We start from the raw sequence: 18,228 nt of genomic DNA, 5'->3' as shown, positions 1-18,228 counted from the left end.
GAGTCCTGCGCCATGAAGTATGGTTTCTTCGATGATGCCAACCAAGAATATGTTATCCACACCCCTCAAACCCCATATCCCTGGATAAATTATTTAGGTAATGAACGATTTTTTGGACTGATCTCCAATACAGGCGGCGGCTATGCATTTTACCGAGACGCTCGCTTACGTCGTTTAACACGTTATCGGTACAACAATATTCCTGTCGATAATGGCGGTCGCTATTTTTATATTTATGATGATGGAGATTATTGGACTCCGGGCTGGATGCCGGTTAAAAGAGAGTTGGAGCAGTATGAATGCCGTCATGGGCTTGGCTATACCTCAATTATGGGTGAACGCAGAGGTATTCGGGCTACGCAACTAGCTTTTGTGCCCCTTTCCTTTGACGGCGAGGTCCACCAGGTCAAGCTTCAGAACACATCGTTACAAACTAAAAAGATCAAACTCTTTTCATTCGTTGAATTTTGCCTGTGGAACGCCTATGACGATATGACCAATTTTCAGCGTAACTTGAACACAGGCGAAGTTGAAATACAGGATTCTGTCATTTATCACAAGACGGAATACCGCGAACGCCGCAATCACTATGCTTTTTTCGATGCGAATCGTCCGCTGGCGGGCTATGATACAGACTGTGAAGCTTTCTTGGGTCTCTACAATGGACTGGATCAGCCCCAAACCATCACCGCAGGGCAAGCGTCTAACTCGATAGCCAGCGGCTGGTCCCCTATCGGATCGCATTGCATTGAGATCACACTGGAGCCTGGCGAAGAAACAAGCTGTAACTTTGTACTCGGTTATGTGGAAAACCCAGAGGAAGAGAAATGGGAGTCTCCGGGTATTATTAACAAAAAACGGGCTCATGCCATGATCGCGCAATTTGCGGATGAAACCGATGTGGAACGAGCATTGAGTGAGCTACGAAGTTATTGGAACGATCTGTTGTCCAAGTATACCCTTCAAAGTCATGACGACAAACTGAACCGAATGGTGAACATATGGAACCCATATCAATGTATGGTTACATTCAATTTGTCACGTTCGGCCTCGTATTTTGAATCCGGTATTGGACGTGGTATGGGTTTTCGGGATTCAAATCAAGACTTGCTCGGCTTCGTCCACCAAATACCGGAGCGGGCAAGGGAGCGGATTATCGACATTGCTTCTACTCAGTTTGAAAACGGCGGGGCATATCATCAGTACCAACCGTTGACCAAAAAAGGAAATCACGAGGTTGGCGGTGGCTTTAACGATGATCCGTTGTGGCTTATCGTCGGTACCTCAGCGTATATTAAAGAAACTGGAGACTTTGGCATTCTGGATGAACAAGTTCCCTTTGACGGCAATGTAGATCGTGCCGCTTCGCTGTTTGAACACTTGAAGCGTTCTTTTTACCATGTTGTAGACAATCTAGGTCCCCATGGTCTTCCGCTTATTGGCCGGGCTGACTGGAACGACTGTCTCAATCTCAACTGTTTTTCCGCTACACCAGATGAGTCCTATCAGACGACACAGAATTTGGAGGGCCGAATAGCCGAATCTGTGTTTATCGCCGGACTATTCGTATATACTGGACCGGATTTTATTGAGCTTTGCAAGCGCAGAGGTTTGAATGAAGAAGCAGCCACAGCTCAAGCACATGTGGATCGTATGCGAACAGCCACATTGGAGCATGGGTTTGACGGGGAATGGTTCTTACGTGCGTACGACCATTATGGTAACAAAATAGGGAGCAAGGATTGTGAAGAAGGGCAAATTTTCATAGAACCTCAGGGCTTCTGTGTAATGGCAGGAATTGGCGTTAAAGAAGGTCTCGCTCATAAAGCTCTCGACTCTACACGTGATCGACTGGAAACTCCCTACGGCATTGTACTACAACATCCGCCTTATTCCCGCTACTATATGAATCTAGGTGAAATCTCTTCTTACCCTCCTGGCTATAAGGAAAATGCAGGTATTTTCTGTCACAATAACCCCTGGATTATGATGGCAGAAGCTGTCATAGGACGCGGGGATCGCGCTTTCGAGCTGTATAGCAAAATTGCTCCCGCTTATCTAGAGGACATCAGCGACATTCATCGTACCGAGCCGTATGTGTATGCTCAAATGATCGCGGGTAAGGATGCAGTTCGTGAAGGTGAAGCCAAAAATTCCTGGCTGACAGGTACTGCGGCATGGAATTTTATAGCTATTACTCAATCCATCCTCGGTATTCAGCCGGAATGGGACGGTCTGCGTATTGATCCGTGCATCCCCAAATCTTGGGGAGAATTCACAGTCACCCGCGTCTTCCGTGGCGACACCTATGTGATTCATATCACTAATCCGCAACACGTCTCCAAAGGTGTAGCTACAGTTACCGTAGATGGCACTGTTCTAACGAATAATATTCTGCCGGTTGCAGGAGATGGAACTATTCACCAGGTAAAAGTGTTGCTGGGCTAAACGAGTTCATGCCCTTCAAAAAAATTAGCTTCAACTTCACCACATAGTATCTTATAATACGAGAATGGCTATAGATACATTAAGTGTGGTGACATCATGAACAAGACAAAACGGCTTACTCAAACCATGGATTACAGAACAAAGCAAGCCCGCTGGGTGCGCAAAATGTTATTACTTTACTGGATGATTATAACCGTACATTTTATCGTCCAGCTGGGCAGCTACTTATTCCTTGATTATCCCGCTTCGCCTTATGAATTTTACGTTGGGGTCCTTATTGTTCCCACACTAATCATGAGTGGATCCAACTTACTTGCAGAGCTGGCACATTTTAAATTTAGTAGGTATTCTTTCGCGATTCTATTTATGGCAAGCACCGTCATTTGTTGGATGATTATTCGCCTAAACTATGATATCCGGATTATTCCAGCGTTGTGCTTGTTGCCCATTTTTTCTTCGATTCTGTTTTTCAATCGTCGCTTAATATGGTTTTCTTTTGCACTGCAAGTGATCGTCTTTTTTCTATTGCTAGCAATAGATGGATCATTCCGCAGCTATTTGTCAGACTTTGATATCGTGGCGATTCCAACATTTTTAGTTATGTCTACTTTTCTTGCCCTTATTATTCAGGCCAGCGGCCGCGATTTGTTAGTGGATTTATACAAGACAAAGCGCGCCCAGCAGGAATTAATGATCAGCAACGCGATTATCAGCAAAATGTCTATGACCGATGGTTTGACGAAGCTTTATAATCATTTGTCTTTTCAAAACTTTTATGAAAAAGCACTCGAATATGCCGAACAAGGAGCGATCATCCATCTGGCGTTAGTGGATATTGATAATTTCAAGAAGATCAATGACACTTACGGACATCAGTTTGGAGATAAAATTTTGGAAGGCATCTCGCAAATCATCACAGAGCAAATTACAGCAAATGACATTCCGGCCCGCTATGGCGGCGAGGAGTTTGCTATTTTAATGTTCGAGCATACTTTTGAGGAAGCTTATCAGATTGTGGAGAACATTCGGCGTGAAGTGGAGAAAATGACCTTTCAGGAGAAAATGCAAATCGTTTCTGTAACCGTAAGCATTGGATTAAAAAGCTATACCGAGGATATGAACAAAGACAAAGATGTATTTTTTCAGGAGACAGACGACTATCTGTATCAAGCCAAGCGCTCCGGTAAAAATAAAATTGTTGCTCTTGACCATATCGCTTAATGTAAAAAATGCATTTAATGCAACTCCGGCATAGATTGTCGGAGTTTTTTGTATGTAGAACTCAAAATTGAGAAGAGTTGACAATTTTGTGGGTTGAATCTAAAATCGTTACATGCGTAATGGTTATTTACTTACGAAAAATAAGCTTTGAGGAGATGGTTTTACATGTCAACACTCGTTATTGTTGTTCATCCTGATCTTGCGGAATCTCGTATTAACAAAAGATGGATGCAAGAACTCAAGAAGCAATCCAGCGTGACCGTTCACAACCTGTATGAAGTATATCCGGATGAGCAAATCAACGTTGCCCATGAGCAGAAACTGCTAGAGCAGCATGATCGTATCGTTCTGCAATTCCCCTTTTACTGGTATAGCAGTCCTCCCCTGCTGAAAAAATGGCTGGATAAGGTTTTAACTTACGGCTGGGCTTATGGAAGCGAAGGTGGCAAGCTACAGGGCAAAGAGTTGTTGATCGCCTTGTCCGCTGCCAGCGTGGAGGAAAACTATCAACATGGCGGACGAAACAGATACACGATCGAAGAACTGTTGAGACCTTTTGAAGCTACAGGCCATATGATTGGTGTTAAATTGCTCCCTTATTTCGTGCAGTATGGTGCCGCAACTTTGACAGATGAGCAGTTGGAGCAATCTGCACTAAAATATGCGCAGGCGGTTATTTCTTAATTTTCACAAAAAACCCCTTGGAAGTTGGTACACACCTGCTTACCTTACAGCAGACGGCTGCTCCAACCAAGGGGTTTTGCTAATGGAATTACATTTACAGCGTAACCAAGTTACTGGTTATCTGTGCCATGCTTTCTTTAATAATGTTGCAACCCTTGCTCAAGTTCTCCATACTTATCGTTAATGCAGGCATAATTTTGAGCACCGTATCGTTACGCCCAGCTCGCTCAATAATAAGTCCCTTACTAAAGCAGAGAGTTGCTACCTCCTTGGCGAAGGCTTCTCCCAGATGGGTCACATCAATTCCCCAGATCAGTCCCAAGCCGCGAATTTCAATGAGTGGATCAATCTTTTGGATATGTTCACGCAAGAACTGCTGAACAAAAGCCTCTTTTTCCTTCACTTGTGCTTCTAGCCCTACCGTGTCTCTGAACTCCAGCGCTGCCTTGGCTCCGACAAACGCTAGCTGATTCCCACGGAAAGTGCCGTTATGTTCCCCTGGACTCCAAATGTCCAGTTCTGGCTTAAGTAGCAACAAAGACATTGGCAGACCGTATCCACTGATCGACTTGGACAAGACAACCATATCAGGAACAATTCCTGCTCGCTCAAACGAGAAGAACGAACCAACTCGGCCGCAACCGACCTGAATATCATCAACAATGAGCAAAATATCGTGATCATCGCACAGCTGTCGCAACTCACGCAGCCATTCGTTATCTGCGATATTAATACCACCCTCAGCCTGTACCGTTTCCAAAATAATCGCAGCAGGCTTTTCCACACCAGAATGAGTGTCTGTTAAAAGCTGTTCCATGTACAAAATCGTATCCATTCCGTTAAACGTGCTGTTATAAGGTATAAAGGTAACATTATTCAGTGGGACTCCTGCGCTCTCTCGCATGGAATTGTTGCTGGTAATAGATAAACTACCCAGCGACATACCGTGGAAACCGCCCATAAAAGCAAAAACGCCATTTCTTTTTTTCACCTTACGCGCAAGTTTCAGTGCTGCTTCTACCGCATTGGTTCCCGTTGGTCCGCAAAATTGAAGCTTATAATTCAAGCCCTTAGGCTGGAGAATACGCTCGGAAAAAGACTCCATAAACTCTTGCTTGGCCGTGGTGTACATATCCAGACCATGCATGATCCGATCGGAGGTTAAATAATCTAGTAACCGGTTTTTCATAAAGTCATTATTATGCCCGTAATTTAGAGCCCCTGCCCCGGCAAAAAAGTCAATATATCCCTCTCCTGCCTCCGTGTACAAAACATCATTTTTCGCTTTGTTGAAAACAACTGGAAAACTTCTGCAATAGGATCTTACATTGGACTCCAGTGTTTCGAATGTGTTCATAATAGTTCGTCCTCCCGCTGACCTGATTTTTGAAAAACACAAGCATGGAAAGCAAAAAAATGCAAAAGAGTGTAAATATGTAATCTAAAATGAGTAGACAGTCTGAACTCACAATGGGATATCCACACCACAAAATCATGAGTACGATCACAAGAACATATAGAGTACAAAAGAATACAGAGATGCATATTAAGAGCAGATAAATGGAAGATTAATATAGTGGGTTTTTCTAAGGGGTCTGTCAGAGGATGTCAACTCCTATGTAATAAAATACCATAATTTTCTTTAAAGTCAATGCATGTTTCTGAGATCTTTTGTTAATTTTTTGTAATTTAAGGTTATGTTCTTGCAGTATATTGTTAAATAGATATGAAAAATGTCGTATTATAGTGATAAATCTCAAAAAAAGTACATTTTCATATCAAATAGATATATATCAAAACTGTCTGGCTACTGGGTTTCCAGAGTAAAACTGAGTTTTTGACAGACTGTCCAAAGGAGTTTACTCTATCAAAAGAACTTGCTAAATTTAAAAATAGATAAGGAAACATATCATGTCTAATGTTTTGATTATTGAAGATGATAATATGCTGGGTGACACTCTCTCCTTATATTTAACAGGGGAAGGCTACAACGTTACTCGAGTGGAACTAGCAACTGAGGGAATTGCCCTACTCGATAAAGAACAGCCCGATATTATTCTGCTAGATCTGTTGCTTCCAGATTTGGATGGCGTGAATCCCTGCCCGCTGATACGCAAGCATACGGACGTGCCAATCATCGTGATTTCTACAGAAAACAACATTTCAGAGCGCATTCGTACACTTACGTTGGGAGCAGATGATTATATTTGCAAGCCTTTTAGTATGCAGGAGCTCAAAGCAAGGATCGAGGCTCTTTTCCGTCGGATTAAAATCACACGCTTGCAAGGAAGAAACACTTCACCTGAAGCTGAACCTGAAAACGGCATTTCTTTGGATCTGGCGAGAAGAATGGTTATCGTTAATGGCCAGATGGTAGAGATGACCTATTCGGAATTTGAGCTGATGAAGCTTTTTTATTCGAACCGAGGAATTGTATTTAGTAGATATGCCTTGATTCAGGCTCTCCGTGGCACAGACTCCTTTATTAATGAGAGGGCAGTGGACGTACATATTAACCATTTACGCAGAAAAATCGAAAAAGACCCCAAGAAACCACAATTGATTAAGACCATCTGGGGAATCGGCTACAAATTTATGCAATAACACAGTTAGATCCAGGGAATGGATGATTTAATTTGATTAATCTCCTTTTGAACTATACTCAGTTGCTCTCTCCAGTCTGGATACAGTTCTCCCCCTGAGGTTTCATTGCTGCGCTTCAATGCTTTCTCCAACTTTATCACCTTTGCCAGCAGCTCAGTCGCACACAGATTCCCCGTCCCTCCCTTCAGCGAGTGAATTAATCGAAGAGCAGAGGATAACTGACCATTATCCATTTTTCTCACAACTCTCTTATCAAGATATTGGTATTCCTGTATCCATTTATGTAGGGCAAATTGAAAAATATACACCTTGCCATCCATACCGGCTATCGCCTTCTCCGCGTGAATGCCATGTAATTCTTGCAGCCACGCTAAATGGATCCAGCTATTTAATATTCTTGTTACGGTCAATTCATGTACAGGCTTGAGCAGCACGTCATTAATGCCTGCACGAAGACAAATTTCCTGTTGAGTCTGCACAGCATCCGCGGTAAAAGCGATAACGGGGAGTCTGTTAAAAGCCCTGTTTCTTCGAATATGTCTGGCCGTCTCAAAACCATCCATTTCCGGCATATGTAGATCAAGCAGCACCATATCCCAGGAAAATCGCTCCAGTAACTCTATTACTTCTCTTCCATTTGTGACTATCGTTACCTCAAAACCACGCTCTGCCAAAAATTCGGTTATCACTACTTGGCTAATCTCGTTATCCTCCGCTATGAGGATTTGATACTTTTGTGTTGAGACCCCTACTTCATATTGCAAATTCATGGTTGCAACAGCTTCCAGACTATGATGATCTACCGACACTGACTTTTCCTGCTCGTGGTTAAAGCGGAGCACCTCCAGAAGAGCGTTCCGAGTTACTGGCTTAGACAAAAAGACATCCACCCCATGTTCTGTAGCTTCAGCGGCTACTTCTTCCAACTGGAACACGGTTGTAAGCCCAATGACCTGAGTCATTTGCTTATCCAGTATATGAAACCAATGCCTCCATGATTCAAGTTCTCTAAAGCCTTTCATCCCCATATCAATCATAACAAAATCAAAATGTTCACCCTTTTGAAAAGCATCTGCATATTCCTGAAAGGATGAAACGGTGAGTGTTTGTAGTCCCAAATCTTGCAGTAATTCGTTTAGGCTGTGGCTCACCAGTTTATGCTGTGCAATGATTAAGGCTTTGCCGTTGATTGGTTTTTCTAACTGCGTATTTCTTGCATTTAAATCCCCGATATCCAACTCCACATTAAAGTAAAATTGACTATACTCTCCTAAACAGCTCTTCACTTCTACGCTACCACCCATAGCTTCAGCCAATTGCTTGCTAATAGCCAAACCCAGCCCGGAACCCCCATATCTGTGGGTTGATGTGCTCACTTGGGTAAAAGGGACAAATAGCTTGTCCATTCCCGTCTTGGAAATGCCTATGCCCGTATCTTCTACCATAAAAGTGACACTCACTCGTTCGTCCTGCTGGCCTACCATTTTTACCTGTAACAAAACATGCCCTTGATCTGTGAATTTAATGGCGTTGGTCATAAGATTTAAAAGTACTTGCTCCATTCGAAGCGGGTCTCCCTTGAAGCTTTTCGGCAATTCCGGGTCTGTTATAAAAACGACCTCTATTTCTTTATGTTCCAGCAAAGTCCCAATAGTATCTGCGAGATGCCGAAGCATGTTTTCCAACTCAAATTCGACCCTTTCCAGTTCCAGCTTACAAGCCTCTATCTTGGAAAAATCCAATACATTATTGAGCATGTCTAAAAGAGTACGCGAGGAGGCGAGCAGCTTGTGGAGGTAATCTTTTTGAACGTCAGTCAGTTGAGTCTTACTCAACAGCTTTGAGAGCCCGATGATGCCATTCAGCGGCGTTCGAATTTCGTGGCTCATATGAGCTAGAAAAATGCTTTTTGCATGGTTAAATTCACTCATCTCCTTTCTTTTCTGCTCGGAAGCTTTATACTCTGTAATATCCAATACATGACCGATGACATATCTGGTGAACCCGTCGTCCCTGACAGGATGCAAGGTAATTAAAGCTGAATATTCCCAAAACTCCAATTCAAATACGGTCCGATCCCCGAACCAAGCCTGTTTGTAGTATTCGGTAAGCTGCTCCAGTGTTTCAGAGGAAAGCTCCAAAATATCCCCAATACGTTTCACATGCTCCCATTTATTGAAATTGACTTGCAGATTCAGACCCATACGCTCCAGCAATTCACCATCAAGCAGCATATAATAAAATTCATCACCCCTTTTCTCCAGCCTGAAGGTAAAGCCAGGTTGAACTCGAAGTAAAGTTAGCAGATCATGATTTTTGTCCAACAATCGCTGTCCATATGTATAATTGGTGGGGGTTAGGGCCTGCCCAAACAGAGTCATGAACAATAGACCAATCCCTATTTCCAACACACAGGTCAGCAGTGTACTATCACTTATGCCAAAATAAAAGAACAGAATTCCTGCCAGTCCATAAAATACGCCTGTGATCGCCTGACGAATGAGCTGACGCTGAAAAATCAAAACTAACAATAATATCACGATCGTATATAGCAATAAATCTCGAACCAAGTGTTCGTCCTCCTTGTAATCTCTCATATGTTGCCAGAAGCTGTATCGGAAATATAAAAAAACTCAGGACAGATTCCTTATGCCATAAGGCTTAAAGAACTGTCCCGAGCATTTATTGTACTATAGATTCCATAACGTTCAAGCTCGTATTTAATATTTGAAACGACTGACCATCACCTTCAAATCAGCAGCCATATTGGAAAGCAACTGAGCAGAAGCCGAAATTTCCTCCATAGAAGCCAATTGCTCTTGTGAGGAGGCGGCAACTTCTTCAGATGTGGCGGCATTACCGGTTGCAATCGTTGCTAGCTCACTGGCTGTTGCTGCAATCTCTTGTACACTAGCTGATATTTGCTGGGCAATCGAGGCAACATCATCTATCTGAGGCGTAGTCTCCCGAATGCCTTCCATCGCATGATTCAGCTTCACAATGGTCTCTTTGGAAATCTGTAGTCCGTCCTTCACCTCAGTCGTGACCCTATCCATCGTTTCCACCGTAGTTTCGGTTTCATGCTGAATTTCGCCAATCAAGTTGGCAATCTGGGTGGCAGAACTCTGAGACTGTTCTGCCAGCTTGCGCACCTCATCCGCAACGATGGCAAAGCCTTTACCATGATCACCTGCTCTGGCAGCCTCAATAGCTGCATTCAAGGCCAACAGGTTCGTCTGATTGGAGATATCGCCAATGACCTTCGTAATTTCTCCAATTTCATGAGAGCGGGCTTGCAAGGTCTGAATCATCCGGTTGGAACGCTCTACTGACTGGTGAATGGAATTCATCTGCTCGCCTGTCTGCTCCACAGATTTTCGTCCTTCCTCAGCTTGTAAGGCAGAACGTCTGGCCAAATCCGCTACTGAAGTCGAGCGTTCAGCAATTCGGGTGATTCCTTGTGCTATTTCATCCAGTGCAACCGAATTATTTTCCAGCCCCGTAGTCTGCTTCTCCGCACCGCTAGCAATTTCTTGCACAGCCTGGGATACCTGCTCACTTGCAGCGCTGGTTTGTTCCGCACTTATTGTCAGCTCATTCGAAGAAAGAGCGACGTGATCCGCACTGTTTCCTACGTTCTGAATAACGGATCGCAAGTTGTGCTGCATATTCTGAAAAGCTGCTCCTAATTCTCCAATCTCATCCTTGCTCATGACTTGAATGTCCTGTGTCAGATCTCCTGCGCTCACATTTACCGCCTGTTCTTTAAGATTTAAAATCGGTTTGATGATGGAACGGATTAGGAAATAAACAATAATAACACCAATCACAAGACAACCGACAATAGTAAGCAAAGTGCTGAACAAAATCGGCTGAGCTGCTTCATCAACTTCAGATAAATATAGCGTTCCGCCTATCTTCCAGCCTGTCAGCTTATTGGTCGCATAGTTCATATACTTGGGCTGACCTTCATATTCATATTCGTATTCACCTGTGTCGCTCTGAAACATGCGTGATTCAATATCTGTAATTTTGGCGCCTGCTGCCTTCGTTGGATGAACAATGTAAGTATGGTTGCTATCCAGCAATATGGCATAACCTTCATGACCTACTTTAATATTGTTCAATGTCTCTTTAATACCACTAATTTTCAGGTCAATACCAATAACACCGGATCCATCTGTCGTTGCTCTCGACACCGTAACCGTCATCTGCTTTGAGTCTGCCGAAAGATAAGGTGAACTAATCGCTGTCTTTGTATTTCCCTTTATCGCTTCATCATACCAAGGTCTAATACGTGGATCATAATTATCTGGTAATTGCTTTGGTGGATAGGTTGTAAGTTTAGCGTCTTTCGTACCATAATAGATAGATTCTGCTTCTGGGTGAAGTGCAGCATATTGCTTAAACAACTCTTCCAGTTTAGCCGCTTGTTCCTCTGTCTCTACCCGATTGCCTTTTAGTCTTTCTGCAAAATATTCTGCATCATGTAGCTTGGGTTCAATAGTACTATCAATAATAAAATTAGTACGAATTATAGCCTGCTCGGCACTTTCTTCGATCTGGTTTCGAATCTGCTGACTAGCGCTCTCAAACGAAAGAGCCCCCACAATCATGGATGGTATGATCAGAAAGGCAATAAAGGCCACCATTAGCTTTGTTTTAAAATTTTTGCTGAGTACCCTTGTTATCTTCCATTTTTCCCTTGAAAACTTCTTCATTACTTAGCATCTCCATTTCATCGCCTGAATTTCGTAACCTATGGTGAGCCGCTTCGTCTTGTCTATGATGGCAGTCACCCGACAGATTCCCTTTCACGTTTTTTCACATCTCCTGCTGAAATGCTTGGATATAAAAAGATATAAACACGCTAGTTGAATAGGTATATGTACTTATTTTCGAACACCACAAAGCTAAACGGAACCGGTTCTTTGATATAATATACCTAAAAATTATTAAAAAAAATGCAATGTAGATGTTAAGAAAATGTTAGTTTCACTACACTATACCTACCTCTTTACATAAAATAATCCCTTTGAAGGTGGCACACATAAGGTCATTGATCGAAAATCACCATATGCTCCACCCGCAAGGGGATTAAATTCACTTTATTCTATTCTATCCAGCATAGCCTTAAGGTCGTCGATATGGGTGACAGGTGCCTGACAGGCAAAATGTTCACACACATATACGGCTGGTTTGCCATCCACAAGATCGTAATCATGGATATAAGGAGCTATTTCTGCAATCTCCGGCTGTCCTTTATCCTTAAAAATAACAACCATATTTGGCCTAAAACCAGCTTGAACCTCCTGAACGAACTGGGCAGTCTGCGGATCATTCCTTTGACCTACAATGACAATCTCACTCGTCTTTCCCGTCGCATACAACAACGCGCTGAGCAGCGCTGAGTGGCCTGAGGGGTAATGAGCAACCATCCCGCCAAAAGCCTTAAACTGCTTGGCAGCATAGTCTTCCAATCGAGTTTCCCCCGTTAGCCGCGCAAGTCGCACAAAATTATGGGCCGCAATGCTGTTACCCGACGGAATCGCACCATCATAAATTTCTTTGGGTCTGGATATCAATTGTTCGCTATCTGATCCGGTAAAGAATAACCCGTCCCGTTCTTCATCCCAAAACAGATCAATCATATTCTGATTAAGCGTCAGTGCCCGCTGCAGATATTGTACATCGAAGGTCGCCTGGTACAACTCAATCAACCCCCACACATAAAAAGCATAATCATCTACGTAGCCGAGGTAAGCTGCCTGACCATCCCGATACCGTGCCAATAGGCGTCCGTCTTCCCGTCTCAAATGGTTCCACAAGAACGTCTCTGCCTTTCGAGCTTGCTCTGTATATCTGGTATCTCCAAAAGCTTGCCCCGCCTTGGCCAAAGCAGCAATCATCAACCCGTTCCACGAGGTCAAAATCTTGTCATCCTTCTGAGGATGAACCCGCTGCTCCCTGGCAGTAAATAGCTTGGCCTTTAGCTCACTGACCCGCTGCTCCAGTTCTGGCTCGGTCAAGTCATGCTTGTTCCCGTAGGCTTCTAAATTGATATCAATCAGGTTTGGAATGTTGTGACCTTCAAAATTACCGTAAGGTGTGATTCCGTACAAGTCGTTGAAAAAAGAGGCATCCTCATCGCCCAATACAGCCTTTATCTCAGAGTCGCTCCAGACGTAAAATCTCCCCTCTTCTCCTTCAGAATCCGCGTCCTCTGCCGAATAAAAAGCACCTCCTGCATCCGTCATGTCTCTTGCGATATATGTAAAAATTTGTTCAGTGATCTGTCGGTACAGTCTTTTGCCTGTCACCTGCCAAGCTTCTGTATACGTGATGGCCAACAAAGAGTTATCATACAGCATTTTTTCAAAATGCGGCACCAACCATTTCTCGTCCACTGAGTACCTTGAGAATCCCATGCCTACATGGTCGTAGATTCCGCCCCGTGACATCGCATCCAGCGTCTTCTCTACCATTTCCAGTGCCTGCTGGTTCCCCGTATGTTGTGCATATCGCAGCAGAAAAGACAAGTTATGTGGAGAAGGAAACTTCGGTGCTTCTCCGAAGCCACCATATTCATGATCGAAGGTGTGACTGTATTCATGAAAAGCTTTATTCAAGCATTGATCATCCAGTTCTCCGCGATAACCAGCAAGCAAGTCCTGTCGTTCATGCTCGGTAAGTACCTGCTCACTCAGCTCCATCAGCTCATCCGGCTGTTCTTTCCATCGGATTCCCACCTTACCCAGCAACTCCAAAAGTCCGACACGCCCAAACTTCTGCTCCTTTGGCAAATACGTACCCGCAAAAAAAGGCTTCTGATCCGGCGTCATCATAATCGTCAGCGGCCAGCCCCCATGCCCCGTCATCGTCTCACAGATGGACATATAAATATGATCCACGTCCGGACGTTCCTCTCGATCCACTTTAATGGATACGTAATCCTGATTTAATACCTCAGCTACCTCTTGATCCTCAAAAGATTCTCTCTCCATCACATGACACCAATGACAAGTCGAATAGCCAATCGACAAGAAAATTGGCTTGTTATCACGCTTAGCAATTTCAAAAGCCTCATCTGACCAAGGGAACCAGTTTACCGGATTGTAAGCATGTTGTAATAGGTACGGTGATTTTTCCTTGACTAATCTATTCGGTTTGCTGCTCGTTGACATGGGGCATCACCACTTCCATAGTTGGATTTTATGCTTGGTATTATTTTACCCTAAATGGGTGGTAAAAGTCGGAAGAGTAGAAAAAATATAATGACTCTCAACCGAATCTATCAATAAATTATGTGTTCAGGTCATAAGTAGGTATGAAAAAGCACTGATGGATATTCTCCAACAGTGCTTTGTTTACTGCAATCGTACCTTATTAGCGTTTAGTATTATACTCATTAGAATTTATATCAAATATCTTCAGAGCTTTCAGTAAGGCGTATTCACTTGTTCTAGCTCCTTCTTTTGAAAAATGCGCATTTGGAAAAGCGGGAGACATATGATGGTACCCGGGATAGATATGTAATTCCACTAAGACACCATCAAATACCAGTTGTTTAGCAAAAAATAAGGCTTCATCAATGAATAAATCAACGGTACCTATATTTATATAAGTCGGTGGCAACCCGGCCCAAGACTTGGCACGGGCCGGCACATAATATTCACTTACCTCCTCGGAACCCGGTTCAACCCCCAATACAGATTTCCAGCCAAAATAATTGCTTTGTTTTGTCCAAATAAACTCTCCTGCGTATGGATGCTCCGGTGCGATACTTGTGCGGTCATCTAGCATTGGCCTCATTAATCTTAGATGATGGATTTCGAATTCCTTTTGATCACGAATGTACAAAGCTAAGCCAGCCGCCAAACCGCCACCAGCGCTACTGCCCCCGACGGCAACTTTCTCAGTATCTATCCCTAACTCTTCCGCATGTTCAATACACCATTTTAGGCCCGAATAACAATCCTGTAACTGACTTGGCTGTACATGCTCTGGCGCTAGGCGATAGTACACAGATACACAACAGAAACCATGTTCTGCAGCAAGAGCTGCATTAGCAGGACGATCCACGACTGGACTTCCTAAGACCATCCCGCCTCCATGTATCGAATAATATAGAGGCATCTTATTATGCTTTGATTGTTTGGGCTTAATGATTTCTATTTGAATATCTGGACCGTTAAAATAACTTGGCACAACCCTTTTTTCCAATGTAACAGGGAACATCTGTGTTACATCTAATTGTTGCATCATTTGAGATTGGTTTTTACGTGATTCCATTAGTGTAGATTTGGTAAGGTCGGTTGTTGGTATTAAATCAACTGCACTGATAATTTCTGGATCAATGAGATGTCTGCTTCTACTTTTTTGCTCCCCCATAAATCTTCCCCACTTTCTTGTTTCAACGATAATGAATCAACACATGTTTCCCTTCATTTATTCAGAATCGGCACCGTTCCAAATCCGTTGTTGCTGTCGTTTATATTCATATTTTAAAGATTAAAATAAGCTCTATAAATGAAAACAACGAGTTAGAATCATTTTTGACATAAAAATAATAAATGTAAAAATGAAGTACAGCCTTTGAAATAGAAATTGAAATACAAAAAAGTATTTGGGAATCTAGATGAGGCCAAAATTAAATTCATTGACGCGAGTATAGTACCACGCCACTTTGTAAATTAGGTATTATTTATGTTCACTTAATTGAATATCGATCGAATTCACCAGTGCATCCCCTACTTTTTATGTGAATACACAATTTTCTTAATGGTTTCGGTAGAAAGAAAAAACTCCTTAGCTAATTGCTCGATACTGCTGCGATTTTGAAAAGCATTTCTGATTTCGGTATTTCGCTGTTCAAGCAACCTTCTCCCGCCACTCAAACTGCCCCAATTCATATACTCCGTTTTTGGTTTAGGAATATACAGAGTCTCTCCTTGAACATATTTTTGAATTTCCGTAATTAGTTTTTGAGGTAAAACTTTTGTAGCATTCGTATATCTCAATTTTGCTCGCTCCTTATTTTGATTCTTTTTAAAATAAGGTGCAAAGCCAAAAATATTAAAAAAGCTTATTCAGCGTTAAAAAATTGTTTCGCCCCATACAAAGTAACGCTTTCCTAATAATTGGCTTTGCATGAGTGTAAGAAGTCACAGACAATCCCAATAGATTCTCCATCAGTAGGCACCCCCTTTTACTTCGCAAGTATAGCATAACTCTGCTCACCTGATCTTCATTCGTTTACGAGGTGTTGCCGGGACGTTTGTTTGCTCACTCTTGTTATTCGCAAGCTAATGTTTTATATTGACATAAGAGTAGGTCAAAAATAAAAGAGGTGAACGGACAAGATGTCTCCACGAACAAAGGAACAAAACGAAGAGATCCGGCTGCGGCGTCTGGCGCAAATCCGGAAAGCCGCTGCCGATGTGTTTTTGAATAAAGGACCTTTACTGGAAATCCGCGATGTCGCCGTGCAGGCAGGACTCGGCTATGGCACGGTATACCATTATTACAGCAATAAGGGCAATTTGCTCCACGATCTGCTATGGGACGCATTGGAGCGGGCCGGGGGATGGCTGGAGACCCCGCTTGAGGCTCAACCGAAAGCCCCTCCCGCTTCGGCTTCGGAGAAGACGCCGGCAGGCGGGCATTTCGGCTTGGCTGCGGCGGATTCCCAAAGCGGAAGCCGCGAAACGGCCGTTGCCACAGAGCTTGGCCCCGTCGCCGCCGCTGGCGTCCGGCTGCTGCAGCTTTGGGCGGAGGACCACGCCCTGTACCTGCTGCATAAGTTGGCCGGTGAGGGCTTTGCCTCGCTGCCTGAAGGGCGCTCGGCCCCGCTCTCGGCCGCCTTTCGCCGGGAAGTGCTCACGCCGCTTGCCGCGCTGCTGGAAACCGATCGTGCGGCGGACGGGACTGCCGCTTCCGGCGGAAACGCGGCGGAGCCGCCGTATCGGCTACAGCGCACGGAAATGCTACTGGCCGCCTTGGTCGGCTGCGCCTCGCTTTCGCTTCGCCGCGGAAAGCTGCACGAGGAGGCCAGAGATATCGTCCGGTTTTTAAAATTATAGAATTAATAAGGAGCGAATAGACAAAGATGATCATTTTAAAATCACCCAGGGAAATCGAAGAGATGAAGCCTGCGAGCCAAATCGTTGCGGACTGCTATCGCGAGGTGGTCAAACTAATCGAGCCTGGGATCACCACCCGGGAAATCAATGACTTTGTTGCCAGACATATCACCAAGCTGGGCGGCAAGCAGTTTACAAAAGGATACAACGGTTTCCCCGCCGAAACCTGCATTTCTGTCAACGATGTGGTGGCCCACGGCATTCCTTCGAACCAGGTGCTTATGGACGGCGACTTGCTGAAGCTCGACATCGTTGTGGAATACGGCGGATGGTTCGGCGATTCGTGCTGGTGCTATGCGGTAGGCAATATCCGGCCGGAGGCGCAAAAATTAATGAGGGTGACAAAGGAATGCTTGGATCTGGGGATCGCCCGAGCACTCCCCGGAGGACGGCTCGGCGACATAACGTCGGCGATTCAACAGCATGCGGAAGCAAACGGTTTTTCGGTCGTACGCGATCTGCTCGCGCACGGGATCGGGCGGAGCCTGCACGAGGAGCCGAGCTACGAGCATATCGGCGTAGCTGGCAAAGGCACTCGGTTAAAGGAAGGCATGGTGTTTACGATTGAACCAATGATCAACGAAGGTACGTTCCGTATCACGATCGACGACGATCAGTGGACGGCGAGAACGGCCGACGGCAAGTTGTCGGCGCAATATGAGCATACGATTGCAGTTACGCAGGACGGTCCACTGATTTTAACAGCCCAGTAAGAATAAAGACGAACAGTCGGCAATGCGTCATTTTAGGAAATAAGTCGCCGACCCGGCCTGCTTGGCCTGACGAAAGTTCATAATCCGAAACGCGAAAAAGCGCTGGTCCCAGGCTGGAACCAGCGCCTTTTTACATGGTTTGTATCTTTACCGATTTACGAAAAACCATATTGTTATGCGGTTTTTATTATGACTTTGGTATCATATTACGGATTTACACTCTCTCTTGGCTAGCCTATCTTGCATGTATGTTTTTCATTGTATATCTTGCTATTGGCTGAGCAACCAATAGCTCAATCCAAAATGCTACACCAAAATTTCTAAACCAACTATGAAAGAAGTTCTGAAAAGGTTCTAGGCTTATTTGCTTCGTACCAATCCAAGTTCCTATAATTGTGGTAGGCTACACGAGTCGT

Annotated in this window: 12 protein-coding genes and 1 pseudogene; 6 read left to right on the top strand and 7 right to left on the bottom strand. The window is 44.0% G+C overall.

Annotated elements, in window-relative coordinates; translation table 11 throughout:
• Window positions 1–12 precede the first annotated feature (12 nt).
• The 3 genes from EGM68_RS11995 (at window position 13) to EGM68_RS11985 (ending at window position 4,353) form a co-directional block, all read left to right on the top strand.
• Window positions 13–2,448: a glycoside hydrolase family 94 protein gene (locus EGM68_RS11995; RefSeq protein ID WP_129549245.1), complete on the top strand. Its 2,436-nt coding sequence runs from the start codon at window positions 13–15 to the stop codon at window positions 2,446–2,448.
• Between the two features lie 96 nt (window positions 2,449–2,544).
• A complete protein-coding gene (locus tag EGM68_RS11990) occupies window positions 2,545–3,669 on the top strand; it encodes a GGDEF domain-containing protein (RefSeq protein WP_129549244.1) in 1,125 nt (374 codons plus the stop codon).
• A gap of 165 nt (window positions 3,670–3,834) precedes the next feature.
• Window positions 3,835–4,353, top strand: a complete 519-nt coding sequence (locus tag EGM68_RS11985) for an NAD(P)H-dependent oxidoreductase (RefSeq protein ID WP_013371098.1) — start codon at window positions 3,835–3,837, stop codon at window positions 4,351–4,353.
• A 94-nt stretch (window positions 4,354–4,447) separates the two neighbouring features.
• Here the strand turns inward: EGM68_RS11985 and ectB are convergent, their stop codons facing one another.
• The gene (gene ectB / locus EGM68_RS11980) at window positions 4,448–5,710 is read right to left on the bottom strand and encodes a diaminobutyrate--2-oxoglutarate transaminase (protein WP_058712083.1); all 1,263 of its coding nucleotides are present in this window, start codon (window positions 5,708–5,710) and stop codon (window positions 4,448–4,450) included.
• A 554-nt stretch (window positions 5,711–6,264) separates the two neighbouring features.
• Here ectB and EGM68_RS11975 point away from each other — a divergent pair.
• Entirely contained in the window at window positions 6,265–6,957 is a 693-nt protein-coding gene (locus EGM68_RS11975) for a response regulator transcription factor (RefSeq protein WP_013371096.1), read from the top strand.
• 5 nt (window positions 6,958–6,962) lie between these two features.
• On the opposite strand, the gene EGM68_RS11970 is transcribed toward EGM68_RS11975, so the two are convergent.
• The 5 genes from EGM68_RS11970 to EGM68_RS11950 all read right to left on the bottom strand — a co-directional run bounded on the left by EGM68_RS11970 (window position 6,963) and on the right by EGM68_RS11950 (window position 15,977).
• Complete coding sequence (locus EGM68_RS11970) at window positions 6,963–9,527, bottom strand: hybrid sensor histidine kinase/response regulator (protein WP_129549243.1); 2,565 nt, start codon at window positions 9,525–9,527, stop codon at window positions 6,963–6,965.
• 150 nt (window positions 9,528–9,677) lie between these two features.
• Complete coding sequence (locus EGM68_RS11965) at window positions 9,678–11,678, bottom strand: methyl-accepting chemotaxis protein (protein WP_129549242.1); 2,001 nt, start codon at window positions 11,676–11,678, stop codon at window positions 9,678–9,680.
• Window positions 11,679–12,065: 387 nt separating this feature from the next.
• Window positions 12,066–14,141, bottom strand: a complete 2,076-nt coding sequence (locus EGM68_RS11960) for a thioredoxin domain-containing protein (protein WP_129549241.1) — start codon at window positions 14,139–14,141, stop codon at window positions 12,066–12,068.
• A 202-nt stretch (window positions 14,142–14,343) separates the two neighbouring features.
• Window positions 14,344–15,348, bottom strand: coding sequence for an alpha/beta hydrolase (locus EGM68_RS11955; protein ID WP_129549240.1), 1,005 nt, complete (start codon window positions 15,346–15,348; stop codon window positions 14,344–14,346).
• A gap of 359 nt (window positions 15,349–15,707) precedes the next feature.
• Window positions 15,708–15,977: a CD3324 family protein gene (locus EGM68_RS11950; RefSeq protein ID WP_013371091.1), complete on the bottom strand. Its 270-nt coding sequence runs from the start codon at window positions 15,975–15,977 to the stop codon at window positions 15,708–15,710.
• Window positions 15,978–16,319: 342 nt separating this feature from the next.
• Here EGM68_RS11950 and EGM68_RS11945 point away from each other — a divergent pair, with 342 nt between their 5' ends.
• Together EGM68_RS11945 and map are read left to right on the top strand one after the other, a co-directional pair.
• Complete coding sequence (locus EGM68_RS11945) at window positions 16,320–17,039, top strand: TetR/AcrR family transcriptional regulator (RefSeq protein ID WP_129549239.1); 720 nt, start codon at window positions 16,320–16,322, stop codon at window positions 17,037–17,039.
• 26 nt (window positions 17,040–17,065) lie between these two features.
• Window positions 17,066–17,812, top strand: a complete 747-nt coding sequence (gene map, locus EGM68_RS11940; RefSeq protein WP_013371089.1) for a type I methionyl aminopeptidase — start codon at window positions 17,066–17,068, stop codon at window positions 17,810–17,812.
• Between the two features lie 235 nt (window positions 17,813–18,047).
• Here the strand turns inward: map and EGM68_RS26535 are convergent.
• A pseudogene (locus tag EGM68_RS26535) lies at window positions 18,048–18,209 on the bottom strand (DUF2798 domain-containing protein); the annotation flags it as partial.
• Between the last annotated feature and the right edge of the window lie 19 nt (window positions 18,210–18,228).

Source organism: Paenibacillus sp. M-152 (assembly GCF_003856555.1).
Lineage (GTDB): Bacteria > Bacillota > Bacilli > Paenibacillales > Paenibacillaceae > Paenibacillus > Paenibacillus polymyxa_C.
This window is presented reverse-complemented; position numbering and strand designations above follow the sequence as displayed.